At 50.9% G+C, this 24,043-nt stretch carries 26 protein-coding genes; 8 read left to right on the top strand and 18 right to left on the bottom strand.

Going from position 1 to position 24,043, the window contains the following annotated elements:
* Positions 1–166: 166 nt before the first annotated feature.
* The gene (locus OEY58_00615; GenBank protein MDH5323943.1) at positions 167–970 is read left to right on the top strand and encodes a Fic family protein; all 804 of its coding nucleotides are present in this window, start codon (positions 167–169) and stop codon (positions 968–970) included.
* 243 nt (positions 971–1,213) lie between these two features.
* Here the strand turns inward: OEY58_00615 and OEY58_00610 are convergent, their stop codons facing one another.
* The 14 genes from OEY58_00610 to OEY58_00545 all read right to left on the bottom strand — a co-directional run bounded on the left by OEY58_00610 (position 1,214) and on the right by OEY58_00545 (position 11,727).
* Complete coding sequence (locus OEY58_00610; GenBank protein ID MDH5323942.1) at positions 1,214–1,696, bottom strand: NUDIX domain-containing protein; 483 nt, start codon at positions 1,694–1,696, stop codon at positions 1,214–1,216.
* Positions 1,697–1,699: 3 nt separating this feature from the next.
* Positions 1,700–2,170 carry a thioesterase domain-containing protein gene (locus tag OEY58_00605; protein ID MDH5323941.1) on the bottom strand — a complete coding sequence of 157 codons (471 nt, stop codon included), beginning with the start codon at positions 2,168–2,170 and terminating at the stop codon, positions 1,700–1,702.
* A 23-nt stretch (positions 2,171–2,193) separates the two neighbouring features.
* The gene (locus OEY58_00600) at positions 2,194–3,030 is read right to left on the bottom strand and encodes a DNA alkylation repair protein (GenBank protein ID MDH5323940.1); all 837 of its coding nucleotides are present in this window, start codon (positions 3,028–3,030) and stop codon (positions 2,194–2,196) included.
* 2 nt (positions 3,031–3,032) lie between these two features.
* Positions 3,033–3,998: a hypothetical protein gene (locus OEY58_00595; GenBank protein MDH5323939.1), complete on the bottom strand. Its 966-nt coding sequence runs from the start codon at positions 3,996–3,998 to the stop codon at positions 3,033–3,035.
* A 36-nt stretch (positions 3,999–4,034) separates the two neighbouring features.
* The gene (locus OEY58_00590) at positions 4,035–4,985 is read right to left on the bottom strand and encodes a hypothetical protein (GenBank protein ID MDH5323938.1); all 951 of its coding nucleotides are present in this window, start codon (positions 4,983–4,985) and stop codon (positions 4,035–4,037) included.
* A gap of 58 nt (positions 4,986–5,043) precedes the next feature.
* A complete protein-coding gene (locus OEY58_00585; GenBank protein MDH5323937.1) occupies positions 5,044–5,451 on the bottom strand; it encodes a rhodanese-like domain-containing protein in 408 nt (135 codons plus the stop codon).
* 305 nt (positions 5,452–5,756) lie between these two features.
* Entirely contained in the window at positions 5,757–6,374 is a 618-nt protein-coding gene (ureG, locus tag OEY58_00580; GenBank protein MDH5323936.1) for an urease accessory protein UreG, read from the bottom strand.
* Between the two features lie 63 nt (positions 6,375–6,437).
* Positions 6,438–7,154 (bottom strand): urease accessory protein UreF, encoded by a 717-nt coding sequence (locus OEY58_00575; protein ID MDH5323935.1) that lies wholly within the window; start codon positions 7,152–7,154, stop codon positions 6,438–6,440.
* On the bottom strand, positions 7,147–7,635 hold the full coding sequence (ureE, locus tag OEY58_00570) for an urease accessory protein UreE (GenBank protein ID MDH5323934.1): 489 nt from the start codon (positions 7,633–7,635) through the stop codon (positions 7,147–7,149). Before ureE ends, OEY58_00575 begins: the two co-directional genes overlap by 8 nt.
* Before the next feature lie 9 nt (positions 7,636–7,644).
* Positions 7,645–9,348, bottom strand: coding sequence for an urease subunit alpha (ureC, locus tag OEY58_00565; GenBank protein MDH5323933.1), 1,704 nt, complete (start codon positions 9,346–9,348; stop codon positions 7,645–7,647).
* Positions 9,349–9,443: 95 nt separating this feature from the next.
* Positions 9,444–9,767, bottom strand: coding sequence for an urease subunit beta (locus OEY58_00560; protein ID MDH5323932.1), 324 nt, complete (start codon positions 9,765–9,767; stop codon positions 9,444–9,446).
* Between the two features lie 20 nt (positions 9,768–9,787).
* Positions 9,788–10,090, bottom strand: a complete 303-nt coding sequence (gene ureA, locus OEY58_00555; GenBank protein ID MDH5323931.1) for an urease subunit gamma — start codon at positions 10,088–10,090, stop codon at positions 9,788–9,790.
* 72 nt (positions 10,091–10,162) lie between these two features.
* The gene (locus OEY58_00550) at positions 10,163–11,029 is read right to left on the bottom strand and encodes an urease accessory protein UreD (GenBank protein ID MDH5323930.1); all 867 of its coding nucleotides are present in this window, start codon (positions 11,027–11,029) and stop codon (positions 10,163–10,165) included.
* Between the two features lie 2 nt (positions 11,030–11,031).
* Positions 11,032–11,727: a hypothetical protein gene (locus OEY58_00545; protein MDH5323929.1), complete on the bottom strand. Its 696-nt coding sequence runs from the start codon at positions 11,725–11,727 to the stop codon at positions 11,032–11,034.
* A gap of 288 nt (positions 11,728–12,015) precedes the next feature.
* On the opposite strand from OEY58_00545, the gene OEY58_00540 reads away from it, so the two are divergent.
* A complete protein-coding gene (locus OEY58_00540) occupies positions 12,016–12,480 on the top strand; it encodes a hypothetical protein (GenBank protein MDH5323928.1) in 465 nt (154 codons plus the stop codon).
* A 193-nt stretch (positions 12,481–12,673) separates the two neighbouring features.
* Here OEY58_00540 and OEY58_00535 read toward each other — a convergent pair whose 3' ends face one another.
* From OEY58_00535 to OEY58_00520, 4 genes are all read right to left on the bottom strand, one after another.
* Positions 12,674–13,396: a CPBP family intramembrane metalloprotease gene (locus OEY58_00535; GenBank protein ID MDH5323927.1), complete on the bottom strand. Its 723-nt coding sequence runs from the start codon at positions 13,394–13,396 to the stop codon at positions 12,674–12,676.
* 2 nt (positions 13,397–13,398) lie between these two features.
* Positions 13,399–13,722, bottom strand: a complete 324-nt coding sequence (locus OEY58_00530) for a hypothetical protein (protein ID MDH5323926.1) — start codon at positions 13,720–13,722, stop codon at positions 13,399–13,401.
* A 65-nt stretch (positions 13,723–13,787) separates the two neighbouring features.
* A complete protein-coding gene (locus OEY58_00525) occupies positions 13,788–14,069 on the bottom strand; it encodes a hypothetical protein (GenBank protein MDH5323925.1) in 282 nt (93 codons plus the stop codon).
* 77 nt (positions 14,070–14,146) lie between these two features.
* Positions 14,147–14,431 (bottom strand): DUF427 domain-containing protein, encoded by a 285-nt coding sequence (locus OEY58_00520; protein ID MDH5323924.1) that lies wholly within the window; start codon positions 14,429–14,431, stop codon positions 14,147–14,149.
* A 216-nt stretch (positions 14,432–14,647) separates the two neighbouring features.
* On the opposite strand from OEY58_00520, the gene OEY58_00515 reads away from it, so the two are divergent.
* The 6 genes from OEY58_00515 to OEY58_00490 all read left to right on the top strand — a co-directional run bounded on the left by OEY58_00515 (position 14,648) and on the right by OEY58_00490 (position 24,043).
* Positions 14,648–15,616: a MoxR family ATPase gene (locus OEY58_00515; GenBank protein ID MDH5323923.1), complete on the top strand. Its 969-nt coding sequence runs from the start codon at positions 14,648–14,650 to the stop codon at positions 15,614–15,616.
* A 10-nt stretch (positions 15,617–15,626) separates the two neighbouring features.
* Positions 15,627–16,985 (top strand): DUF58 domain-containing protein, encoded by a 1,359-nt coding sequence (locus OEY58_00510; GenBank protein ID MDH5323922.1) that lies wholly within the window; start codon positions 15,627–15,629, stop codon positions 16,983–16,985.
* Complete coding sequence (locus tag OEY58_00505) at positions 16,982–19,039, top strand: transglutaminase-like domain-containing protein (protein MDH5323921.1); 2,058 nt, start codon at positions 16,982–16,984, stop codon at positions 19,037–19,039. Before OEY58_00510 ends, OEY58_00505 begins: the two co-directional genes overlap by 4 nt.
* 243 nt (positions 19,040–19,282) lie before the next feature.
* Positions 19,283–19,642, top strand: a complete 360-nt coding sequence (locus tag OEY58_00500; protein ID MDH5323920.1) for a hypothetical protein — start codon at positions 19,283–19,285, stop codon at positions 19,640–19,642.
* A gap of 121 nt (positions 19,643–19,763) precedes the next feature.
* On the top strand, positions 19,764–20,891 hold the full coding sequence (locus tag OEY58_00495) for an efflux RND transporter periplasmic adaptor subunit (GenBank protein ID MDH5323919.1): 1,128 nt from the start codon (positions 19,764–19,766) through the stop codon (positions 20,889–20,891).
* A gap of 35 nt (positions 20,892–20,926) precedes the next feature.
* Positions 20,927–24,043, top strand: coding sequence for an efflux RND transporter permease subunit (locus OEY58_00490; protein MDH5323918.1), 3,117 nt, complete (start codon positions 20,927–20,929; stop codon positions 24,041–24,043).

Raw genomic sequence — 24,043 nt, 5'->3', positions numbered from 1 at the left:
CGTGCCAACACGATAAAAATCTATATATACAGTGTTTTATGCATTTTTTAAGTGTTGTTGTGAGAGTGATTAAGGCGTAATATTGCACTGTGCTTGTGCGGTGGTTTTTAACGATGCCTCGCAATGGTGCTGCACTGGAGTGGTGCATTAACGACTTGGATGCCGGATGAACAAAAAATTACTCTTGCAATTGGATCAGTTGGGAGAGCGCTGGAAGGCGCTGCAACCCGTTCCCGCTGCGATTGCCCGTGCGGCACGGGAACATTGGATATTGGAATGGGTTTACAACAGCAATGCCTTATCCGGCAACAGTCTGGACTTGCGTCAAACCGATAGAGCCATGAGTCAGGTAATGATAGGGGGAAAACCCTTACAGGAAGTCAATGATGTTGTTAACCATAAGCTGGCGTTGTTGTTGCTGGAGCAGGAGTTGGGTCACCCTGTCGCTGCAAACCCCAGCAAAAGAAACGGCAAAGCGGCCGCGCTGAGTGAAAAAACCGTGTTGGGTTTGTTTAAAATATTCAACAAGGGAACCGGCAAGCTGGGGGCACCAGGCTTTCGTAAACAAGAACTGCTGAGTCAGTGGCCGGAACTGGGTGTACTTGATGTCGCGGGCCTGCCGGATGCCGTACGCACGTTAATTGCTGACTGTTCGAAAAACAAAAGAGGGCAAAGTGCACATCCGTTGATAAGAGCGGTTTCGCTGCACTGTAAGTTTATCGCCATTTCCCCCTTTGCCCGCTACAACCATCGTATTGCTCGCTTGCTGCTGCTTTATGAGTTGCTAAGAAACCAATATCCTCCTATGGTTATACCTGTGTCTCATAAAGACAGCTATGTTAATCTGACTATACAAGCCATTCAGACAAACAAAGTCGATGACTTAGCCGAGTACATCGCCCAACGGCTTGTATCACATTTACAAGATCAAGTGAAACAATTGAGCCGCCTGCGGGAAGGGTTTTTCTAACTGTTGAGCCACCATCGTTGAGTTGGTGCGCAATTGTAGGGTGCGCACGCCTTTTGTGCTCACGCGGGCGAAACGCAAATCCACCACAAAGGTCTTATGGCGTCCCCAATGTCACCTGCGTCGCCCACGCGTGCGAAAGATTGCGCTGTTATGTTGTTTCGTAATAATTATCTATCAAAGGTTCATGCTGCGAGATGTGCTGTCGGATTACGTTGCACTAATCCAACCTACAATCGTGCATATTCACCCACGCTTCCAATCTTCAATAATGTTTTGCGTAATATACAAAGGTGAAAAATCATAACTTGCCAATTCCGCAGGCGATAAGGTTTTGCTCTGAGCTAACTCATGATTCAAAACAATCGCACCGGTGGCGATTACTTCATAACACAAAATAATTTGGTTTTTTTCTTTAAACATATAATTGCCGATTAAGCGTTTGACGCGTCCTTCTAAGCCCAACTCTTCCTTAACCTCTCGTACCACCGCCTCTTGCGGACATTCCGATTGTTCCAAATACCCGGTGATAACGGAGAATATACCCTCAGGCCAGGCTCTGTTTCTGGCTATAACGTAGTGTCCGTCCAATTCCACCAGAGCGGCGACCACCGGAATTGGGTTATTCCACAAAATGTTTTTGCATTCATGGTTTGTGCAAACGTGTCTGTTGACGTTGTCTATGATTTCTGTGGAAAGTTCATGGCCACATTTCGGACAAAATTTCATAGGCTATCCCTGTCGTAGAGCTACAAAAGTACCTTCTAACGACCCCACCGGTTCTTCTTCACAATAAAGAATGGCGGTGATTGACAATCGGGCTCGATGACGTCGTTTCAGGGTGGTAGAGAATTTTTCCCATTGCTTCATATCCGGAGGTAACGCGGTCGCTGAAAAATCTGTCCTTATGGGTTTGTCGTAATCCATGCTGTTACGCTGAATGACGACTTGGCTAGGTAGATTTTCCAGTGTTAATCGATAGTGCAATAGCGTCCACGCGGACAGTATGGCCACTGCTGCAGCGCTGCCCCCAAATACCGTTTCCTTGTGATTAATGTTCGGTGCCAGAGGTGCGGTCAGTGTAACCTTGTCTATGTCCGCATGGGCAACTTTTACCTCCATTGCTTTAGATAGGGGGATGTGAAGGTGCAGGTAGTCCTGTAGTTGTTGTGGTGTCAGTTTTGGTTTCAATGCTGGAGTCATTTTAATTCCGGTTGATATAATTGCTATTTCGCTGCACTTCTAAGTGCCAGCGCAGTTTTATCACCCTTTTTGGCCGGGTGTCGCAAGGCATGGCGTATCAACCATTTTACGTCCTTATCGGCCTTGGCTAACCAACGCTCGCAAATCTCAAACAGCATGTGGGGATGATCTTTGCCAATATCCCCCAGATGATTGGCCACGCTGCGTCGCACATAAAGGCTGGGGTCATTCTTCAGGGCTTCCAATATGGGCAGTACCGGTGTTGGGTCTGCAACAAAAGCGGGAATACGAGGTGCCCACGGTAGTCGCGGCCGGGTGCCTTCGGAGCAGAGGCGGCGCACATGCGGGTCCGGGTCCGAGGTCCATTGGTTTAATCGCGCCAGGGTCCGTTTTTGATCTTGAATCAAAAACGGACGAATGGAGAACTCGGAGGTATTGCGTTTGGTGAGTTCATATTGCGCCTGCATGGAAATCTCAAACGGATCTTCATCGTCGTTGTGGCTTTTATCCAAACCGTATTCGGCTACGAAGCAGCTGTGGGGATGGTAAAAAAACACCGCAAGACCTAAACCTTCAGTCTCTTTGTTCGGTGGCGTCAAGGACTTTAACAGTATCTTCACGGCTTTGTCGTATTTCTGCGGTAAACAGGGGCGCAAGGCTTTGGCTATATGTACACCGCGTTCCATCAGGCTTAAAGGTTCCAATTGATGCAGAGCCGCTGTTCGAAATTGTTCTTGATCGAATTTTGCGTAAACCGTGGTCACATTGTGGGCCAGACAATCGATGGCTTCAGTGTCCAGAACCTCTTTTAAAGAAACGCCTTTTTGTATGGATTTGGGGGCGTCAGGAATACGTAACATGGTTAGTTTGTGGTTTCCATGGTTGATGTGATGTCGTTCCAGCGCCAAAGATTTTCCGCTGTTAAGTGTACACCGCCAAACCAATGATTTGGAACATGGCAGTCTAACCAGCTGCTTTCCCCGGACAGTACCGCTTTACCCGCAGCGGTTATGTGTAAGCGCTGTTCCGGGCTCACCGGTAAGGTCAGTTTGTCATTCCCTGTCAGCGTTAACAAGGGCGGGTTTGAACAAAGCATTTGTCGTAGCAGGTCCCAAAAACTGGAGTCGCCCATAAACATGCGCTGTTCCTGTTTTTGATTGTCACCAAAGACTCTTGCCGGTCGCGATTCGCCTGCTGCTATGGCCCCTAAGGCCTGTTGCTGGGTGCGGGATAAGCCGTTACTCGAGGAAGGATATTCCTGCAGCATGCGCTGAATAGCGCCGTGCAAAAAGGGTAGCGCCTCGGTGTCTTTATTGAGCATTTCGGTAAACGCCATCGGTGTGTTTTCCCGAAATGCTGCCCAGCTTTGTGACGCTAGCTCCAGTTGTTCCGGTGTCACCGCTTGTTCAAGCGGGGCCAGGGTTGTCATCTGCTGTGGTGTTAAGGTGCCTAAGTATTGATCCACGCAGATGAGCGACAAACGTGTCCCTTCGGCTAAATGTTGTCTGAACCAATCCAGCAGTTGTAGCAGTTGCAATTGGTCATACAAATCGTGCTCAAACCACAACAAGACTTTATCATAATCACCGTGTGCGGTAAGCGTCGCATCGCGTTCGCTGAAAGATTGCTGCACCTCAGCCAATTCAGCCCAGCCGCGTTCGGTAATATACTGGGCACGCACCCCTGAGAGTTGCTTTAAATCCAAACCGGCAGGAACTGGGCCTTCATGCAGGATATCTCGCCAGGGAAAATAATCGCCGGGTATTTTGGCCTGCTGCATGATGGTTACGGTGCTATCGCCATTGGTGATGTTAAATATTTTTTCCATAATATTTGCTATATTTTTTATTTGGTAATATGTGCTTTAGTTTCCTGGGACAAAAACCACCACATCACGCACAATGGATTCACTCATTCGATGTGGGGCACTAAAGGGTAGAGCTTGCAGCCCTTGCGCAGCAAAGGCTTCAATGAGCGTGTCCCTTTTGGGATTGTTGCGGTTAAATGCCAGCACCATAGCACTTTTCTTTTTCATGCAGTTTTTCCAAGCGGCAATGCTTTCTTCTATGACGGCTAAGGGGTCGCGGGTTTTATCTGTGGTACGGTGTTGTACGCCGTAAGGAAGGTCACACACCAGTAAATCGAACTTCTCTTTAACAATCAACTGGTCCGCCAGGCGCGAATCGCCGTTGATAATTCGCATATTGCTTATCGGTGTGCTGAATTCCAGAAACTTGCCCAGGTTTTTCTTTTTGCCGCCACCGATGAAACCTTCGGATAACTGGTGTTTTTGCTTGTGCAGTTTGGTCCATTTTTTTAAATGGCGGTGAATATCGGTTAACGCGGCGGCGTCTTGTTCTATACCTTTGGCTTGCAGGCCATAACGCAGTGCCCAAAGCAAGGTGGTGGCGCGGCCACACATGGGGTCCAACAGTTTGATGTTGTTACTTGCTTTGGCGCCGATAACGGCCAAGCCAATGTTGATTAGCATCTGCGTTAAACGTTCGTTGGTTTTACCGCGGTATTTACTGCCAAAAACAAAATCTTCATGCAAGTGAAACTCATTGGTGAGTTCCAAGGGGCGTAACAAATCCCCCTCAACGCGGTACAGTCCCTGGGCAAAGGACAAGCTCAACAGGGTTTCCGGATCAGCAGCGTTTTCGGCTAATTGTATAAATTCCAAAGGCCCTGTTTTCATATACCGAAACGGTATTTCACCCAGTACCTGTGTCAGCTCTTGTTGGGCAACGGACAAATAGTCCGCATAGTAAGCCGATTTGGCTTCGGGGGAGATCTGTAAGGCAATATCATTCATTCAATAGTGTTCCAGTGGTCCGATGGTACAGGGTTAACAAGCCAGGGCTAGGCGACAATTAGCAACTACAGTGTCCCGAGTCGCTTTCGAAACCTGCTTTAGTTTCTTTTCCAACGCCGGCGTCAGTGGCATAACCGTCGCGTTTCCACCAGTCTAATCCCCCCAGCAGTTCTTTTACGGTAAAGCCCAGTCGGCTCATGTTGAGTGCGCCTTTGGTGGAAGCATTGCAGCCTATGCCGTCGCAATAGGTGACGATGAGCTTGGATTTGTCCAGGTGTTTGGTGGTTTCTGCGGACATGGTCCGATGGGGGATGTTCAAAGCGCCGGGAATGTGCTCGGCGGCATATGCTTGCGCCGAACGGGTATCGACAACAATCACCGAGTCTGCTGTTTTTAACAGTTCGGATAAATCCCAAGAGTCGGTTTCAAATAGCAGCTTGGCTTCGTAAAATTCAATGGGATTCACGGGGGTTGTCTCTCGTTAATGTGAATGTCTAAAGTGTAATATAAAAGTGCAAAGCGGCAGTTGCGATACCATAGCCAATTACACAGCAAATTGAAAGCTTCCGCAGAGTTTGATTGCCGGTTTTCACAAGGTGTGTGACGTTTTCTGTAAGTTCCAGGGGTGGACAAAACAGTCCAAACCGTTATGAGGTCTCCAATTGTTCGCACGGTTTTAAGGGGGGGATTGTCGCTGTGTTACAGCTGCGAGCTTAGATTATTGGAGAACTAGCGGCCATGAGGCCGCTAAGATCGCGTGAGCAGAAAGAACTAAGAGGCTTGCAACATCCCCTCCTGCTCAATAAAGCCAATAATATCCGCTAGGCCTTCGCTTTTTTTCAGATTGCTGAAAATAAACGGGCGGGTGCCGCGCATTTTGCGGGCGTCGCGGTCCATGACTTCCAGGGATGCGCCTACGTGGGGGGCCAGGTCGGTTTTGTTAATGACCAGTAAGTCCGATTTGGTAATGCCGGGGCCGCCTTTGCGGGGGATTTTTTCTCCGGCGGCGACGTCAATGACGTAGATGGTGAGGTCGGACAGTTCCGGGCTGAAGGTGGCGCTGAGATTGTCGCCGCCGCTTTCGACGAACACCACGTCCAGCTGGTCGAAGCGCTGTTGTAACTCGCTGATGGCGGCTAGGTTCATGGAGGCGTCTTCGCGAATGGCGGTGTGGGGACAGCCGCCGGTTTCCACGCCCATGATGCGTTGGGCGTCCAAGGCTTCGGCCCTAGTGAGAAATTGGGCGTCTTCCTGGGTATAAATATCGTTGGTGACCACGGCGATGTTGTATTTATCGCGTAATGCTTTGCACAGGGCTTCTACCAGAGCGGTTTTGCCTGATCCGACCGGACCGCCGATACCGACGCGTAAACAAGTTGCTTGAGTCATAGTGGGTTCCTTCTAATTACTAATGGTCTAATGGATTGTCGTGCTTTGCTCTTTCAAGTGCGCTCAAGAGCGAAACAAGCGTGAGTACTGGGTTTCATGTTGCGCACTGCCTATGGCCAGACCGGGCAGGGTGGCGCCAATGTCTGCATCTTCCAGGCTGAGCCCTATGCTCGTAGCTTGCGGTATGAGACGAAGCAGTTGTGACAGTATGCGTTGGCCGTCGGTTTGTCCCAGGGGAACCAATTTAATCGCGGCGGCTACTTGGTTTTCACACCAGGACCAACAGTAACCCTGAGCGGCCTGTTGTAACGGTATTTTCCAGCGCTGAGCCGCGTAAGCGAATAATGTTACATAGCTCAGCGGTTCCTGCTCCGGCCACAGCTCGGAAGGCAGTTCTCCCAAGTCCAGCAACAGACGCCGCAGGGCGTAACCCAATTGCAAATCTTCTTTCTTTATTTCCAATGTTTCCCGCTGGGCCAGGATTTGTTGATTCCAGTAGTGTAAGGCGCGCAGCGATTGCTGTGCCTGCTCGCCGTCGACTTGACCCCAGGCGACATAGCAACGCTGTAACACCGGTATATCCAAGCGGCACAGGCTCTGTTCCAACACGGCGCTGATCCAGGCGTGGGCACTGTCACGGTCGTGCACCCATTCGGCTTCACAGGCGCTTTCCAAACCCTGGGAATAGGCATAGCTGCCGATGGGCAGGCTGGGGCTGATCAGTTGCCATAAGCGCAAATTGGCTTCCGGGTGATAGTCTATGGCCAGCGGTTTATTCATGCTCGTGGGTATGCTCCTGGTTATGGCTATGGCTATGGCTATGGCTATGGCTATGGGCATATGCACCGGCCTCCGGCTCAAACGGTGCCATTTCATGCACCACGCTTAAGCCCAGGTTTTGCAGCATAGCATCCAGTACATGGTCGCGTTGATAGCGCAGCAAATCCTTGTCTATGTGCAACGGTACATGACGGTTACCCAAATGGTAGGCGGCACGAGACAACAGTAACGCGCAGTCACAATGCAGTGTGGATACGGCTTCGTCGGCGGCATGAATGCGAATCACCAAGCCCTTATCGGTTTGCAGGCAATCCCCATGGCGTAAGATGTGACCGCGTTCCAGTACTACGCCTACAGTTTGGCCCGAATCCAGCTGGGCTTTGAAACGGCTTTTTTGCCGTGTATCAAAAGGCAGTGTTAATGTGGCTTGGGCGTGTTCGCTTGTTGGTAACAAGCGAGTGACTTTGAGTGCTGTTGTCATATGCGTTGCCTAAAATAAAAAATAGCGTTGTGCCAGGGGCAGTACGTCTGCCGGTTCACAGGTGAGCAGTACCCCGTCGGCTCGCACGGTGTAAGTCTGCGGGTCCACTTCCATTACGGGTTGATAAGTGTTGTGGATCATATGTTGTTTGCGCACGCTGCGGGTGTTGCTTACCGGGCGTACTATCTTGCTCAGCTGCAATTGCTCTTTGATGCCCGATTCCATAGCCGCCTGAGATACAAAGGTGATGCTGGTGGCACTGCGTGCTTTGCCATAGGCGCCGAACATAGGGCGATAGTGCACCGGTTGCGGTGTGGGAATGGAGGCATTGGGGTCACCCATGGGTGCCGCTACGATCATACCGCCTTTGATAATCAGCGAGGGCTTGGCTCCGAAAAACGCCGGTTTCCATAAGACCATATCCGCCAGTTTACCCACTTCCAGCGAACCCACATCCTGAGCGACACCGTGGGTAATGGCCGGGTTGATGGTGTATTTGGCGATATAGCGTTTGGCGCGGTGATTGTCGTTGCGGTTGTTATCTTCCGGCAGGGCCCCCCGTTGTTGTTTCATTTTGTGCGCCGTTTGCCAGGTGCGGCAAATCACTTCTCCGACGCGACCCATGGCTTGAGAGTCGGAGGCGATCATGCTGAAGGCTCCCAGGTCATGTAAGATATCTTCAGCAGCAATGGTTTCTCGGCGTATGCGCGATTCGGCAAAAGCCACGTCTTCGGCGATGGCCGGGTCCAGATGATGACACACCATGAGCATATCCAAGTGTTCATCAACGGTGTTAATAGTGTAGGGTCGGGTGGGGTTGGTGCTGGAGGGCAGAACAAAAGATTCTCCGCAAGCTTTAATAATATCTGGTGCGTGTCCGCCGCCGGCGCCTTCGGTGTGATAGGTGTGAATGGCGCGGCCCTTAAACGCGGCCAGGGTGTCTTCCACGAAACCGGATTCGTTCAAAGTGTCCGTATGAATGGCCACTTGCACATCGTAAGATTCAGCCACGTTAAGGCAGTTGTCGATGGCGGCCGGCGTGGTGCCCCAGTCCTCGTGCAGTTTTAAGCCCATGGCCCCTGCCATGATTTGTTCGGATAAAGCATCCGGTAAGCTGGCATTGCCTTTGCCTAAAAAACCCAGGTTCATGGGCAGCTCATCCGCGGCTTGTAACATGCGGTGTAAGTTCCAGGGTCCGGGAGTGCAAGTGGTGGCATTGGTGCCGGTGGCCGGCCCGGTGCCGCCGCCAATCATGGTGGTGACACCGGACATGAGCGCTTCTTCCACTTGTTGCGGGCAAATGAAATGAATGTGCGAGTCTATAGCCCCGGCGGTAACAATGGAGCCTTCACCGGCAATCACTTCCGTTCCGGGACCGACCACGATATCGACACCGTCCTGGGTATCGGGATTGCCGCCCTTGCCAATGCCGCTGATGCGGCCATTTTTGATGCCGATGTCCGCTTTGACGATGCCCCAGTGATCCAGGATTAAGGCATTGGTAATCACCACATCGGCGCAGTTGGCGCTGACGCTCTGGCTTTGTCCCATGCCGTCTCGAATTACTTTACCGCCACCAAATTTGATTTCATCACCGTAAACGGTGTGATCCTGTTCCACTTCAATTATTAAATCCGTATCTCCCAGGCGGACACGATCACCGCTGGTGGGGCCGTACATTTCTGCGTAGGCTTGTTTACTGATTTTTGCCATGTGCTTGTCCCGTTATGCTGTGCTTTCTTATAGCTGTTCTGGTTTATGGTTGTACTTTTTTAATGTCTGTACTTTTTAATGGCTGTGCTTTCCATTTATGGTTGTTTGGCGCCATCCAACTCGCCCATGACTTTACCCGTAAATCCATACACGTGACGTCGTCCGGCAAAAGCCACCAGTTCCACTTGGCGATGTTGCCCCGGTTCGAAGCGCACGGCGGTACCTGCCGGTATATCCAGGCGAAAGCCGAGGCAGGTCGCGCGATCAAATTGCAAGGCAGAATTGGTTTCATAAAAATGGTAATGCGATCCCACTTGAATGGGACGGTCGCCCGTATTGGCGACATTGACGCTGATGCGGTCGCGATTTTGGTTAAGATGAATATCGCCGGCATCAATGAACATTTCTCCGGGTTTCATATGGGTTTCCTTTTTTGTTGTCAACAGATAGGATTGTGCACCGTCACCAGTTTGGTGCCATCGGGAAAGGTAGCTTCCACCTGAACTTCAGGAATCATCTCCGCGATACCGTCCATTACATCTTCACTGCTGAGCAGGGTGCTGCCGTAACTCATCAAATCGGCCACGCTGCGACCATCGCGGGCCCCTTCCAAAATGGCGGCGGAAATATAGGCCACCGCTTCCGGGTAGTTGAGTTTTAAGCCCCTGGCTTTACGGCGCTCGGCCAACAGGGCGGCCGTAAACAACAGCAGTTTGTCTTTCTCTCGTGGTGATAATTCCATTAATAATCTCCTCTACCTCACTTCTGATTTGGTGGCTGTACGGATTTGGTGATTGCCGTTATTAGTGATTGTCTAAGTTGCCCAGATTCTTGGTATTGTCGCTGTGCGTTGCAGCAGTTGCGGACGTAGGCTTTGCCATAGCGCGGTGAAGTAACGTCGTGCCGTTTCGGCTTGCGGGCTTAGAATGCGGCACACCAGTGTGTCCTCCAGCAATGTAATGCCGGTTTGGCAGTGTTGCGGACACGGTATCTCTCTGGCGGTTTGTAACAGTTCTGCTGTGGCCGGATAGGCAAACAAGGAACCGCTGCAATAATGACCATTCAACCCCCAGGCTTGTTGTAGCAACGGCCCGGCTTGAAAACGATTACGTTCCAATACCAGGGGTTTGTCTGCGCACATCACATTTAAGTTTTGCCGGTACAGTCCTTGGGAAAAAAACTGTTCACCAGCGGGGCGACCCAGACAGGTGATTTCCCAACCCAAAAATTTTGAGCCTTTTTGTAAATGTATATGGGTGTTGCTTTGCACCTGGCAGTCGCTAAAGGCAATGGTTTCCTGGGGCAGCCATTCCAGAATACCGTCGTCGGCAATATGAAAGTGTTGTTCGATGTGGGCCGTGTCGCCCTCGGAGCGATACAGTTTGTTGGCGCCCGGCGTGGTGATGAGTGCATGGGCCTTGCTGTCCACTTGTATCTGTAGATGTAAGTGGTCTCCGGCAACCACTCCTGCAGGCGGGTGCAGCAAAATGGCATGGCATACGGGGCCTTCGGGATAAAACGGTTTTTGTATGAGCAACGGGCCTTGATGGTGGCGGTGGCGAACCACGGTTTTCGTATTTTTGTAAGCAAAACCCAGCTCCAGTTTGGCAAGCCAACCGGACGCTGACGGGGTTGAAAGGTTGCTTTGGGGTGTTTTTGAGGGTGCTAAACCGGTATCCATGTTTAGGTTGCTCCGTGCAGTAGCTCTGCATTCATAAGCTCTGCATTCGCCGGATCTACATTGTCACTCCCCAGATCTGCGGACAGTAAGTCGAGACCAACCACCACACAGCACAATGCAATAAGGAGCCGTAGCGTAGATAAGCGGATAGCACTCTGGGCGCTCAATCTTTGCCAAGCACGGCTGAATACGCTGCCAAAGCAAAGCATGCCCAGTAGTACGGTCACTACAAACGTTGCTAAGTAAGCCAGTGCCTGCCACGGGGAAGCGGAATGGCTCAAGGGAATGATGGCGAGCAAAGTCGCCGATCCTGCCAAACCGTGTATACAACCAATGAATAATGCTCCGTGACGGTGTTTGACGCTATTGGATTTGTTTCTGTGCTTATGTTGATGGTACAGCACATCGTAGAGTGTCCAGAAGCCAAGTCCGAGCAGTAACGCAGCAACGAGTATTTCTGCCAGATGACTCATAGAGTGTGGAATCGAAAGACCCAGCATAAACACAGAGGTGCCGGTAAGCAAGATTACCGATCCATGGCCCAATGACCAATGTGTGCAGTATTTCAAGCTGCGATTGTAGCCGGATTTGTCACTCATCAGACTGCCGAGTGCCGCCAGGTGGTCTGCATCCAAGGCATGGAGCAAACCCAGCCCGAAGGCGGTTGCCAGCAATGACAACAAAGACGGTTCAGTCATGCCGAAATAGCCTGCCAAGTCCTATTTGTCTACAAACAGGTAGAATGAGCAACTTCCCCTCCTAAGATTTTTATTGTGCTGTCAAACTAAGAGCATGGCTTGTGCCAGATGAGTGCTTGTGTAAGTGGTTGATATTATGGTTATTTCTTTAATGGAAAAAAAAGCGCCGCACCATGGCGGGGCACAACGCTTGAGTGAAAGCCTTTTTCTGGTGCGCGATGGGTGTTGTGCGTGTAATCTTTCGTGCTTGATATATAATCGCTACTCAACCATAGCGGATGATGTGTTATGAAAAAAAGCTTAAGACTAACCCTGTTGCTTTCGCCGAGTTTCTTGTTACAGGGTTGCACGGCATGTTTCTGTGACTATTATATGTTCAGCGCAGTAAACGGTGTGATTACTCTCTCTGGAAAACCCATGGCCCACGTGGAGGTGGAGCAGTCTTTTTTTTCTCCACTACACGGTCGTCGTGGCAAGGAAGTGGTGGCTACCGATGCGCAAGGCCGGTTTTTCTTTACAGCGGTGACGCAGTACGTCACTGTGGAGCGGTTACACCAGACCGAAATTGATCAGGTCATTAAAATCCGTCATGACGGCAGTGAGTACGTGGCCTGGAATCATAAGAAAAACAATTATGATAAAGACGGGGAACTGGGCGGCCCCATTTCCCTGGATTGTGATTTGAGCTTACCCGATACGGATAAAGCAGTTCGTGGTGATAATAGGGTAAGTGGGATTTGTAATTTTAATTGATGGTTCACTGGTAAGCCCACTGGGCAGGGTGGGCTAGCTTCAGCGTATTCCGTCAAACAGACGTCAATCTATCGCACACAGCTTTTGCGTCCCTAATATGGAGGCTTTTACTTTTCGTGTGTTATGAGTAGCCCCGCACACTGCGGTGTTGCAGCAGTTCTGTGGTGCTTCTCATCACCAAAAACCGGAAGGTCTAAACTTCCGTGAACTCGTTTGAAGACGCATTCTCGGCTAACACTTTCCAACCCACATACCCGGCGTACACATCGATAAGTGCATGTAATAGGATGCATGGCCACAATGAGCCGCTGTAGAGATACAAACCACACAAGACCATGCCAATGGCCATGGTTTGAAAACAACCTTTAATGCCTTGATAGCTGTGTGCCAGACCGAACAGCAATGAGGCGATGAGCACGGCTAAGACCGGATTCAGCTGTTGCTGTAAGAACCAGAGTAAATAGGCCCGAAACAGGAATTCCTCACATATCCCTGCGGTAATCGATACGGGGATAAACAGTTGAAATTCCCTTTTGTTGATAGGCAGTATTTCTTTGACCTTATGTATTTTGCGTAGCATACGCGAGCGTAGCTTCGAGTCTTGGTTCGTGCGCAGAGCGGTTCGCAATAGGTATGCAGCGGCGATGGCTACCAGTACTAAACTTGTCCAAAACGGTTGCTGTGAATTCCAACCCAAGCCCAGATCAATGAGTTCTCGATCTTGGTAGATCCAGTTTCCGGCAGCCAGAGTGGCCAGCAGCCATAACCACGTCATGGCTTCCATATAGGCTTTACTGCGCACCCCGGGAAGATTGCGCGCCAGGACCAGTTTCATTTTTGGGTAGGAATAAGCGGAGAGCGCCGGGAACAGCACTGCAAATATCAGTACAACGATAAGGTCCGTGGTTGACGGCATTGTTATACCGGCGGCTGGAAATTTGTTTGCGCCAGTTCTTTTTTAAACGCAATGAGGTCGGTCAGGCTATAGTCACGCAGAATGCGGGAGAATTTGTTGTCTACATCCAAAAGCTGTTTAGCACTGCAGGCATCGCGTTCTTTGGCCCATATTTCCATGATCCACATGACCACGCAGTGACGCAGTGCGGTGGGCATACTGGAATCGTCCTGAATCCATGTGCTTACATTCAAAGCCTGTTGCGGTGCCCGTTGTTCCAGTGTTTGCTGGATTTGCTCCGGAGACAGGTTCATGGAATGATTGAGTTCGCGTATGAGGTTATTCATGCGGCCTAATGAAATGTCTGTGGCTGTCTTTCTATTATAGGGCGCTGGAGAAAATTTCCCAATGTTTAATGGCGCCGAATTTTTCCCACAATCATTTCCATCAGTACAAAAAATGTGGACAACAACACCGTGCCTAAGGTGAGCGCGACGGCTGCGGCAAATATTCCAGCGCCGATTATAATCACCAATCCCATGGTGGCGGCAATGGACACGCCGATGATGGGTAGAAAAACAAAAACGATAAGAGCCGAAATGGCGATTGTGCCGACCAAAACTGCGACAGCCAGTCCATATTTAACCATTGGGCTGGTACATTCTTTGTCATTGATAATTATGCGCAGTGCCATGGCGACCTGTAGAATCCTATGAAGAAACGAGTCTTTAAAATACCACGCTTGTACCAGTTGATGCCAGGGTGCCGGGTTTAATCCGAGATGATTTGCACACCGCGCCAGAAGGCGATATGGTCTGTGATCTGTGCGGCTTCGGCTTTGGGTTCCGGGTAGTACCAGGCGGCGTCGGTATTGGTCTCGCCGTCAACAAGAATGTGGTAGTAGGATGCTCGGCCCTTCCAGGGACAGGTGCTTTGGGTTTGACTTTCGCGCAGGTATTGTTGATCCACCGACACGGCGGGGAAGTAATGGTTGCCCTCCAACTCCACCGTGGATTGACTTTGAGCAATAACAGTATTTTTCCACATCGCTTTCATACACTCTTCCTTTGTTTGTCGTTGTGGCGCCAACATTAGTGGCTCTGTGAGTAAAGGCTATACTAATTTTACCGCCGGGTAAGTCCAGTGTCAGAGCGTCTGTGGTAAACTGCTGATTTAAAAGGGAAGATATCTGGCCGACACTATGAGGGGTAAGTTCAAGGGTTTCAGAATGGCGCAGTTTTGTCGATAAATCAGAAGGAAACCGGGTAAGTGATGGGTGATAACAAAATGGCTACCGTGGCACCAATAAAGGAGTCCCACAATATTTATACGCGGGTATTGGATAATATTCGCAGCGTCATCAGCGGTAAAGATGCGGCACTGCGTAAATTGCTGGCAGCATTTTTTACCGGGCACCATGTGTTGCTCGAGGATGTACCCGGGACCGGTAAAACGACCATGGCCAAGGCACTGGCCGGTTCCATGAGTTGTGATTTTCAGCGTATCCAGTTTACGCCGGATTTACTGCCTTCCGACATAGTGGGGGTGTCGGTTTATAACCAGCAAGAGCAAAGTTTTCAGTTTCATCGTGGCCCGGTATTCAGTCAAATTCTGTTGGCTGATGAAATCAATCGCGCCTCCCCACGAACCCAGTCAGCCTTATTGGAAGCCATGGCGGAGCAGCAAGTCAGCGCAGATGGAAAACGTTACGATCTGGATGAGGTGTTTTTTGTCATCGCCACCCAAAATCCGGTGGAATCTCACGGCACCTACCCCTTACCTGAAGCGCAAATGGATCGTTTCGGGCTGCAATTTTCCTTGGGTTATGTGACCCCGGAGCAGGAAGTGGCCATGTTAACCGCGCAGGCCCAAAAACATCCTTTGACACAGTTGCAACAGTGCGCCGATCGCAGCGATGTTTTGTTGCTGCGTACTGCCATTAAAGCCGTGCAAGTGAGTGAGGCGATCAAAAATTACATTGTCAATCTTGTGGCGTCAACTCGACAGGTTCAGGGCGTCAAAGTGGGGGCCAGTTTTCGGGCATCCATGACATTGATGCAAACCGCACAAGCGTTGGCCTTGTTCGAAGGTCAGGAGTTTGTGACCCCGGAACATGTGCAGGAACTGGCGGTAGCGGTTCTGGCGCATCGCTTGAGTCTGGACCCGCAAAGTCGTTTCAGCGGCCGCGACGGTCGCGCGGTGGTACAGGAAATTTTACAAAGCACACTTCCACCCTTATAGCGTTTTCCCTATGACATCGGGCAGAGCAGGTAATTTTCAAGCCGCGTTTCGAGTGGATCGCTGGTATCGAATGCATTTTACCGCCACCGGTCAACTGCTTATTTATGCGATTGTGGTCAGTGGCGTGCTGGGCTTCGATACCAGCCGCAATTTAAGTCATCAAATATTCGCCTTGTTGGTGGCCGTGTTACTGCTGTCCATGGTGTTCAGCCGTTTTAGCCGACCCCGAATCCAGTGTGAACGTAGCTTGCCCAGTGTGGTCACTGTGGGGCAGGCGTTTAACTACCAAGTGCGCGTACATAATCGCGGCAGTGCGGATTACAGCGATGTCTTGCTGGTGGATCGTTTGGAGGACGTGTTTCCCACGGCGCAGGAGTTAAAGCGCTATAATGACAGAGAGTCCCGTAGTGAGAACTGGTTCGATCGGGTGGTGGGTTACCCGCGCTGGCGCCGTTTATTACGTCACAAAACCGGCGCGGATGCTCCGCGGCACATCATTGATTTCTTACCGGCCGGTCAAAGTGTAGATCTGCAATTAAGTATGACGCCTTTGCGGCGTGGCTATGTGCGTATTGTCAGCAGTTGTTTTGCCTATCCCGATCCTGTGGGTTTGTTTCGCAAGGTTTTTGAAAACCCTTCTGAAGGCTCTGTTTTGGTCTTGCCCAAACGCTATTCCGTCGCCCCCTTGAAGCTGTCCGGTAAACGCAACCATCACCAGGGCGGTGTTGCCCTCAGTTCCTCGGTGGGTGAGTCGGGTGAGTTTCACGGTTTGCGTGAGTATGAAAACGGTGATCCTTTGCGACGTATCCATTGGCGCAGTTGGGCAAGGCAGGGTAAGCCCATGGTGAAAACCTATGAGGATGAGTTCTTTGTGCGGCACGCCCTGGTGTTGGATACCTGTATGACAGCCGGTGTGGCGAACAGTCCTGAAGCTGTATTTGAAGAGGCGGTGAGTGTGGCCGCCTCAATTGCCGTAAACATGACAGACCAGGAGTCCTTATTGGACCTGATGTTTGTGGAAGATAAGGCCTATCAGTTTACCTTTGGTCGGGGCATGGGCGATACCCGTTCTTTGTTAGAAATTCTCGCCGGTGTGCAGGCAGGATCGGAGTTCTCCATGACCGGGCTCAATGCATTGCTGGCGCAACATTTGTCGCACATGAGCAGCGTGATCTTTGTGTTTTTGCAATGGGATGAGATGCGCAGGCAGTTGGTTCGCAATGTTCGGCAAAATGGAATTGATGTGCGGGTATTATTGGTTTGTGAGAGTTCCGCGGCGGCTCCGGATGTTGATTTTATGTCTCTGGACGAACCGATCATCACCTTGACAATGGAATCCATCGAGCAGGATTTACTGCAGTTGTCATGAGTGAAGCAACCAGCAAAACGTCCGTGTTGTTTCCCTACCCCTGTCCCATGGGTGTTTTGGGAGTGGCTGTACTGTTATGGAGCTGGTATTGCGGTATTTGGCCCATCGGTGTTGCTATGGCCATTTTGTTGGAGTTGCCACGCTGGTTACCGTTTCGTTTCCCGCTTAAGGAAAATCATTTTATTCGCCTGGCCAATATCAGTACCATTATTCTGATACTTTGCACTACCTTGTTTTTCGTATTTTCCATGCAGCAAAGTATTTTTCTTTTAATGCAATGGATGCCTCTGTTGCTGTTTTTGATTTTGTTGGGACAACTCTACAGCAGTCCGGGTTTGCTGCCCTTAAAAGCTGTAGTGGCTGTTTTACGCAAACCGGGGCGGGCTCAGGGGTTTCCTCAGTACCTGGATTTGCGACTGCCTTATTTGCTGTTGGTGTTGGTTGCAGGGAGTATGGCGGCCCCCAGAGAGATCAGTTTTTATATGGTGAGCATGGCCTTGCTTTTTTGGGGGCTGTGGTGTGTACGTCCCAAAACACAATCGGCGCTGTTGTGGTTGGCCGTAGGTATGATGGCCGCTGCCATGGGGTTTTTTATGCAGCTGGGTATTCAGCAATTGCAGGGTATTGTACAGGATGCCGGGATGGAATGGTTTCAGGACTGGAGCCATCAGAACCCTACGCGCAAATCCACTGCGATTGGGCAGTTGGGACGTTTAAAATTGTCTAACCGGATTTTGATGCGGGTAAAAAGCAGCGAGCCGGGAAGCCGTCTGCTAAAGCAGGCCAGCTATAATCGTTACTATGGCGGCAGTTGGTATGCGGCGGATACGGAATTTGAGCAACTCTATCCAGTAGCTAAGGATCGATGGCTGCTGACAAATACTCCACCCTATGAATCGGACAAATTCCCGAGCGTACCTTGGTTGCAAATCTCTGCCTATTTAAACAAGGGTGAAGGGTTTCTGGCGCTGCCCAGTGGATCCAGGTTGTTGCAAAATCGTCGTACCGGGGAGATCTGGAAGAACCGTTTCGGGACGGTGCAAATAAAAAATGCGCCGGGTCTATTGGACTTTACTGTTTACTACGACGACAGGTTTACTACGGCGGAAAAAACTATGCGTTTGGATCTGGAGTTACCACGAGCCTATAACCAGGTGACCAAGGCGGTGGTTCAGGAATTGGGTTTGGATCGCCTGGCGCCACAGCAGGCTCTGTTAAAACTGAAAGAATATTTTGCAAGTCATTTCACCTATTCCCTGGTGCAGTCGGAAATGGATACGATTTTTCAACCCATACACCATTTCTTGCGCCAATCCCGCAGCGGACATTGTGAATACTTTGCCACGGCCGGAGCGTTGATTTTGCGCGCTGCAGGCTTACCCAGTCGCTATGCTTCCGGTTATCTCATGACGGAGTATCAATCCAGCAGCGAGACCTATCTTATTCGCAGTCGCCATGCCCATGCTTGGACTCAAGTCTACGTGGGTAATCGCTGGGTCGATGTGGATTTCACCCCATCCACCTGGGCGGCAATGGAGGATGAGGCTGCACCCTGGTGGGAAAGCGTCTATGATGTCATGTCATACGGTGTTTTTGCGGTGGCACATTGGTGGTGGGCTAAACCACGGTCACTTTGGGACTATGGTTTGTATTTGCTGTTGTTACTGTTCGCTTACCTGGGTGTGAAAAAATTACGCCAATTAGGATTGCGCCGCCTCTTGTCCTGGAAACCGAAATTAGTGCGTTTATCGCCGCACGAGGCTGCGTCCCATTCGGCGTCTCCCTTTCAAACCATTATCACCTGCCTGGAGATCGAATTGGCGCCGCGCCGTGGCGGTGAAACCACTCGCAATTGGTTACAGCGGATATGTCGTGATACCAATATTCACCCCAAAGCTCCGGTGTTGTCCGCGGAGTTGGTTGATACGCTGATGGATTTGCTGCAGCAGCATTATCAATACCGGTTTCATAGCGGAATCCACAAAGGTTCTGAGGAATTGCAGCGTGGAGTGACCGACTGGCTGCGCCGCTACCATGCCCGGAGTACTGATTGATATTTGTTCAATGTGGTTCACTGTGATGCAATGGTGCTGTAGTTGTCGCTCACCTGAGGTAACGGTGTTGACGTAGAAGTCGGGTTTGTTTCGCCATTCCGGGACTTGTGGTAGTGTAGTGCGTTCTTGAGGAATTGGAGTTGTAGTATGAACCGTGTTGTTGGCCGCAAGAGGCCGGATGGATTGGGCTCAAGCGGAACGGGTCGGTTTTGGCTTCCATGGCTTTGCTTATCCTGGGTTTTAATGAGTGCCTGCAGTCCACCACAAAAACCTGTAAAAGTGGATCATCTTCCCAAGGAGTATTTTACCGCCCTGCACGATAATGATATGGACAAGGTTATGGCTTTTTATTCTAAGGATTTTTTTAAATCTCGTCCCGAACCCCAGTGGCGTGAGCGTTTAGGTGGCTTGTTGCAACAATACGGTCCGGTTAAAACCGTGAGTTTCCGCAGCAAGCAAGCGGATACCCGCTATTCCGGTAAGTTTTATATTTACCAGTTTGATACCGTGCACGACCAAAAAAGAGTCAAGCATATTCTCACCTATGTGCGCCCGGTGGATAGTGACGAGGTAAAACTGGTTGGGCATAAAATTAATGAATAAGTGGGGCCATGCCGAGTTTTACCTGTAACCCGTGGCCAATGGTGGGAACTTTGCTTGCGGCGAAGTTTCCAAAACGAGAATGCAACACGTGATTTAACCCTACAGTTTTCGGAGTCCTTTGTTGTTAACACCTAAGCACCAAAAAGATCCTTTGAGAAATTTCCAACGCCGACGGGTTTACGAAATTACCGTAACCGGTGTTGTTCTATGCCTGCTGGCAGTCTTGTCTACGGCAAATTTCGCCGCTGAAGAGAAGAAAACACGTAAACGACCACCCCCGGCGGTTGTGGTTGCCGCAGCACAAAACCGGGATATGGCTCCGGTAACTTGGGTGTCCGGGACGGTGATCAGTCGTAATGAAGCCCGCTTGGCAGCCGAAGTATCCGGCCGTCTGCAGCAAGTGGCCGAAGTGGGGCGGCGGGTGGTGGAGGGTAAAGCGGTAGCTCGCATTGATAACGTCATGGTGAAGTTAAGGCTGGATGAAGCTCGGGCAGCGGTGGAGCGGGAGAAAGCCCGTTTGGAATTTCTGCGTGAGGAAATGAAACGTCTGCAACGTTTGGCTAAGCAAAACAACACCGCCAAGACGCGTTTGGAGCAAACTCGTTCCGATCGTGAGGTTGCCCGCAATGATTTGGAGATTGCGCGCGCCCGTTTGCAACTGGCGCAGGAAGAGTTGTCGCGGCACGTGATTCGGGCGCCGTTTTCCGGGGTCATCGCCGAACGCTTTATGCATCCCGGCGAGCGCGCCGCGGTGGGGGATGATATTGTGCATTTAATTGACCCCGAAGCCATCGAAGTGCAGGCTCGGGTACCCATTTCCACTTTAGGTTTCCTGCAAGAAGGCTCAACACTGGAAATGAAGGCAGACAGCGGTACCTTGGTACAGGGTACAGTACGCACTTTGGTACCGGTGGGGGATCGACGTTCCCGTCTATTGGACTTGCGAGTGGAATTTCCCAAAGGAAATTTTCGTGTCGGCCAACCTTTGCGTGTAGCCTTGCCTACGGCCCAGGCTCGCACGGTGATGGCTATACCCCGAGATGCTTTGGTTTTACGGCGAGATGGCACGTCTGTATTTCGAATCCATGAGGGTAAAGCGGAAAAATTGTCTGTTAGTACGGGTATTGCCTCCGGTGAGTTCATAGAAGTCATAGGCAACGTCAATGCCGGTGATCAGGTTGTTATTCGGGGCGGTGAACGCTTGCGTCCGGGACAAGCGGTGACCATCATCAACGGCAATGAAATTTGAGCGCGTTAGAGTAGCTTAAAGCAAGGGCAAATCGCGTGAACCTGACACGTTTATCTCTCAGCAATCCTGTGGCAGTGGTGGTGGCCGTTATCCTGGCCATTTTGTTTGGCTTGATCAGCCTGTCCCGTTTGCCTATTCAATTGACTCCGGAAGTGGAACGTCCTCAAATTACCATTTCGACGGTATGGCGGGCTGCAGCTCCCAAGGAAGTGGAATCGGAAATTGTTGAGCCCCAGGAAAATGTCCTGCGTGGTTTACCCGGTATGACCGAATTATTGGCCAAGGCACAACGCAGTCGTGGCGAAATCACCATTACCTTTGGCGTAGGGACGGACCTGCGCCGCTCTTTAATCGAAGTGATGAATCGCCTTAACCGGGTGCCGCGTTATCCCGATGATGCCGAAGAGCCGGTCATCAGTTCTATCGGTGGACGCAGTCGTGCCGTGGCCTGGTTTATCTTTAAACCGGTGCAGGGAAACGATCGCGAAATTGCCAGTTATCACGATTTTCTGGAAGAGGTGGTGCAAACCCGGTTTGAACGTGTGCCTGGCGTGGCCTTGTCTGAAGTGCGCGGCGGGCGCGAAAAGGAAGTACGCATCACGTTTGATCCCTATAAGACTGCCAGCCTGGGTATAGAGTTACCTAAAGTGGCTTCCTTGGCAGGTGGTGCCAAGGATATTTCCGGTGGTTTCGCCGATGTGGGCAAGCGCCGTTATACCGTGCGTTACGCCGGGGCTTACAAGGTGGCTGATCTGGAAAACATGGTTCTGGATTGGCGCGATGGCCAACCGGTATTATTGCGCGATGTAGCTACCGTGGAGTTGCGGTTGCGTGATCGAGACAGTTTTGTGATTCAAAACGGTGAGCGAGCCATGGCGGTAAACGCCCACCGTGAAACCGGCGTTAACATGTTGGAAGTCATGGCCGGTTTAAAACAGGCGGCGCAGGAATTGGAGCAGGGGCCGTTACAACGGGCCGGCTTGCGCATGCAGCAGGTATACGATGAGACTATCTATATACATCGTTCTATGAATATGGTGCAAACCAACCTGCTGCTCGGCATTATTCTGGCGGTCGTTGTCTTATGGTGGTTCTTTCGCCGCTTTCGCGCGACGATGATGGTTGCTATTGCCATACCCGCTTGTGTTATCTCTTCTTTTATTGTCCTGGATGCAGCCGGACGTACTATTAATGTGATTTCCCTGGCCGGTTTGGCCTTTGCCGTAGGTATGGTGTTGGATGCGGCTATTGTGGTGTTGGAAAGCATAGTGCGTTTGCGGGAAAAAGGCGTGGACAGCCAAACTGCCGCTTTGCAGGGCACTAGCAAAGTTTGGGGCGCCTTGTTGGCGTCTACGGCAACCACGGCGGCCATCTTTTTGCCCGTGGTTTTCCTGCGGGATGAGGCAGGCCAACTGTTTGCTGACCTGGCGTTGACTATTGCCGTAGCGGTATGCTTATCACTGCTTGTGGCTGTGACAGTATTACCTGCGGCAGCCACCAGTTGGCTCAAAAATATCGACATGCACGACAAGCATGAGCATTGGTGGGACAAAATCAGTGCCTTGGTGATGCGCTTGACTGACACGCCTAAGCAACGGACCGCGTGGATAGCCGGTTTAATTGTCGGGCCCTTATTGTTGGTCGCCCTGTTGTTTCCCGACAGCGATTATTTGCCCCAGGGCAATCGCAACTTGGTGTTTGCATTTGTGGTGCCTCCGCCCGGTGTTAATGTGGATACTCTGGAAGCGGAGTTGGGTCAAGTGGTGGCCAAGCGCATGCAACCCTACATTGAAGGCAAGAAGTCACCCCATGTGGATAATTATTTCTTTGTGGCCTTCCATGCCGGCGTGTTTATGGGAGCACGTGCTAAAGATCCGGATCAAACCAATCAGTTGGTGCCCTTGATTAATAGTTTGATCGGCGGATTTCCCGATACCATTGCTTTTGCCAAGCGTTCTTCCTTATTTGGCGGTTTTGGGACCGGACGCTCCATTAATATGGATATTCAGGGTAGTAACCTTAATCAGCTGCTGGATGCGGCCCAGGCGGGGTTTATGTCCGTGATGCAACATCTGCCGGGTCGGCCACCCCGCCCTCATCCGGGCTTGGATTTAGCCGAACCGGAATTGCAACTGAACCCGGACGAACGGCGTGTCGCTGAAGCCGGTTGGAATCGCAGTATCATGGCTAATGTGGTACGGGCCATGGGTGACGGACTTTATGTGGGCGATTATTTCGACGGCGAACAAAGACTGGAAATTTTGTTACGGGGTCAAAAGTGGTATACCCCGGAGGAGTTAAGCTCCATTCCCTTGGCGACACCCGGTAGTGATGTATTGCCGTTGGGTGAATTGGTGAAATTGGAGCGTACGGCAGGCCCCAGCGAGTTACGCCGGATTAACCGACGTCGCACCGTAACCCTGGAAATTACTCCTCCCGATGACATGTCTTTGGAACAAGCCTTACGTATTATCAAGGAAAAAGTGGAGCCTGCGGTTTTACCGCTGCTACCTGAAGACGGAGAAATCCACTACACCGGCAGTGCCGACAAATTGGAGCAGGCTTTAAAGAGCATGGGAGGAAGTTTTCTTCTGGCTATTGCCATCTTGTATTTATTAATGAGTGCCTTGTTTCAGTCGTTCCGAGACAGTCTTTTGGTGTTGTTGGCAATCCCTCTTGCGGGTGTGGGGGGCGTGATCATTCTGTTTTTGCTTAACGCGATTCTGTCATTATCCGGTGGCTATCAGTCTATGGATTTGTTAACCATGGTGGGGTTTATTATCCTGTTGGGTTTGGTGGTAAACAACGCCATTTTGCTGGTGCATCAAACCCGTGTCGCCGAGCGTGAGGGAATGGGGCGTCGCGATGCGGTACATCAGGCCGTGCAGTTACGTCTACGCCCCATACTCATGAGTACCTTAACCAGTTTATTCGGCATGCTGCCCTTGTTGGTGCTTCCGGGAGCCGGTACCGAACTGTACCGTGGTCTTGCGGCTGTGATTGTGGGTGGTATGGCGGTAAGTACCGTGTTTACATTGGTACTGTTACCGGCCCTGTTACGTGTGGGCGAAGAAGTCCCGGTAGGGGCCCGCATTGGGGCTGGAATAGAACGGCTTTCCAAACGGGTGGGGTTGGTATGGCGTCGGGTATAG

It is taken from the genome of Gammaproteobacteria bacterium (genome assembly GCA_029882975.1).
Lineage (GTDB): Bacteria > Pseudomonadota > Gammaproteobacteria > SZUA-152 > SZUA-152 > JAJDNG01.
This window is presented reverse-complemented; position numbering and strand designations above follow the sequence as displayed.

Bases quoted from the DNA above. Each gene is read 5' to 3' on its own strand.
- OEY58_00615 (MDH5323943.1), top strand. From the start codon at position 167: ATGAACAAAAAATTACTCTTGCAATTGGATCAGTTGGGAGAGCGCTGG.
- OEY58_00560 (MDH5323932.1), bottom strand. From the start codon at position 9,767: ATGAAACCCGGAGAAATGTTCATTGATGCCGGCGATATTCATCTTAAC.
- OEY58_00530 (MDH5323926.1), bottom strand. From the start codon at position 13,722: ATGAATAACCTCATACGCGAACTCAATCATTCCATGAACCTGTCTCCG.
- OEY58_00550 (MDH5323930.1), bottom strand. From the start codon at position 11,029: ATGGATACCGGTTTAGCACCCTCAAAAACACCCCAAAGCAACCTTTCA.
- OEY58_00500 (MDH5323920.1), top strand. From the start codon at position 19,283: ATGAGTGCCTGCAGTCCACCACAAAAACCTGTAAAAGTGGATCATCTT.
- OEY58_00525 (MDH5323925.1), bottom strand. From the start codon at position 14,069: ATGGCACTGCGCATAATTATCAATGACAAAGAATGTACCAGCCCAATG.
- OEY58_00505 (MDH5323921.1), top strand. From the start codon at position 16,982: ATGAGTGAAGCAACCAGCAAAACGTCCGTGTTGTTTCCCTACCCCTGT.
- OEY58_00605 (MDH5323941.1), bottom strand. From the start codon at position 2,170: ATGACTCCAGCATTGAAACCAAAACTGACACCACAACAACTACAGGAC.
- OEY58_00600 (MDH5323940.1), bottom strand. From the start codon at position 3,030: ATGTTACGTATTCCTGACGCCCCCAAATCCATACAAAAAGGCGTTTCT.
- ureA (MDH5323931.1), bottom strand. From the start codon at position 10,090: ATGGAATTATCACCACGAGAGAAAGACAAACTGCTGTTGTTTACGGCC.
- ureG (MDH5323936.1), bottom strand. From the start codon at position 6,374: ATGACTCAAGCAACTTGTTTACGCGTCGGTATCGGCGGTCCGGTCGGA.
- ureC (MDH5323933.1), bottom strand. From the start codon at position 9,348: ATGGCAAAAATCAGTAAACAAGCCTACGCAGAAATGTACGGCCCCACC.
- OEY58_00535 (MDH5323927.1), bottom strand. From the start codon at position 13,396: ATGCCGTCAACCACGGACCTTATCGTTGTACTGATATTTGCAGTGCTG.
- OEY58_00545 (MDH5323929.1), bottom strand. From the start codon at position 11,727: ATGACTGAACCGTCTTTGTTGTCATTGCTGGCAACCGCCTTCGGGCTG.
- OEY58_00595 (MDH5323939.1), bottom strand. From the start codon at position 3,998: ATGGAAAAAATATTTAACATCACCAATGGCGATAGCACCGTAACCATC.
- OEY58_00540 (MDH5323928.1), top strand. From the start codon at position 12,016: ATGAAAAAAAGCTTAAGACTAACCCTGTTGCTTTCGCCGAGTTTCTTG.
- OEY58_00510 (MDH5323922.1), top strand. From the start codon at position 15,627: ATGACATCGGGCAGAGCAGGTAATTTTCAAGCCGCGTTTCGAGTGGAT.
- OEY58_00610 (MDH5323942.1), bottom strand. From the start codon at position 1,696: ATGAAATTTTGTCCGAAATGTGGCCATGAACTTTCCACAGAAATCATA.
- ureE (MDH5323934.1), bottom strand. From the start codon at position 7,635: ATGACAACAGCACTCAAAGTCACTCGCTTGTTACCAACAAGCGAACAC.
- OEY58_00575 (MDH5323935.1), bottom strand. From the start codon at position 7,154: ATGAATAAACCGCTGGCCATAGACTATCACCCGGAAGCCAATTTGCGC.
- OEY58_00515 (MDH5323923.1), top strand. From the start codon at position 14,648: ATGGGTGATAACAAAATGGCTACCGTGGCACCAATAAAGGAGTCCCAC.
- OEY58_00520 (MDH5323924.1), bottom strand. From the start codon at position 14,431: ATGAAAGCGATGTGGAAAAATACTGTTATTGCTCAAAGTCAATCCACG.
- OEY58_00590 (MDH5323938.1), bottom strand. From the start codon at position 4,985: ATGAATGATATTGCCTTACAGATCTCCCCCGAAGCCAAATCGGCTTAC.